General features: G+C 34.5%; 1 pseudogene. It reads left to right on the plus strand.

The features are described from left to right. Positions 1-1,170 (plus strand): annotated as a pseudogene (locus C8D80_RS12795) (T9SS type B sorting domain-containing protein); the annotation flags it as partial.

The raw sequence follows: 1,170 nt of genomic DNA on the forward strand, positions 1-1,170 counted from the left end.
AATTTCAAATTATGATGCAGCAATAACTTATGTATTTACACCAGCAGGACCTTCGGTGAATGCTACAGGATTAATATCAGGTATGTTGTTTGCTACTAATTATGAAGTTGCAGCATCTAATGGAAGTTGTACTTCTATAAATTCGGCAATTTTCACAATTTCTCAGAGATTGCCACAACCAACCATTTTTAATATAACTAATAATGGTCCTATATGTATTGGTTCAACGGCTACATTTACTATTAATGCAACTCCTAATTCTCAAGTTGATTATAATGTTGATGGAAATCCAGTTCAAACAGTTGCAATAAATTCTTCAGGTATTGGAGTTGTAAATGTAGCTGGTGTGACAGCAAGTACAACAATAAATACGATTAGTATATTTGATGGAATTTGTTCATCAAATATAGCGCTAAATTCTACCGTTTCATTGTTTGCAGATACCACAATTTCATTAGTTTCGCCTGCAAGTACTGAAAATCAAACAAGATGTGCAGGTGTTACAATTGATCCAATACAATACCAAGTTACAGGAACCGCTACGGGGGTTACTGTTACAGGATTACCAATTGGTGTTACACACAATTATAATGCGACTACAGGTTTATTGACGATTTCTGGCGCTGTTAATAATGGAGGAGTTTACAATTATTTTATAACTACTTCTGGAGGTTGTAATCCTCAAGCTACTGAATCTGGTTCAATAACAATTACACCTCGTCCAACATTAACATATACAGTAACGAATACAGTTTGTGACGGAAGTACTTTGGATTTTGTTTTAAGTAGTAATTTACCAAATACAACATTTAGTTGGAGTGCTACTGTATCTAATATTTCAGGTTCTTATAGTACAACTACTAATGGAGATGAAACCAATATCAATCAAATAGCGACATTAACAAATCCTGAGAATGTTGGAACTATTACAATGATAATCATTCCAAGAGCTAATGGATGTGATGGTATTCCATCAAATCCAATAACGATTACGGTTAATCCTAATCCAGTGATTGAGAGTGTTACCGTAGCAGACAGTTCGGTTTGTTCGGCAACAAATGCTACAAATAATGTACATGTTGATATTGTTGGAAATATAAGTGGTATTACTTACACATGGACAGCTATCACAAATGGTGTAACTGTAGTGGGAGGAGTTACTTCTGGTAC

Source organism: Flavobacterium cheniae, assembly GCF_004363695.1.
GTDB classification, from domain to species: Bacteria; Bacteroidota; Bacteroidia; order Flavobacteriales; family Flavobacteriaceae; genus Flavobacterium; species Flavobacterium cheniae.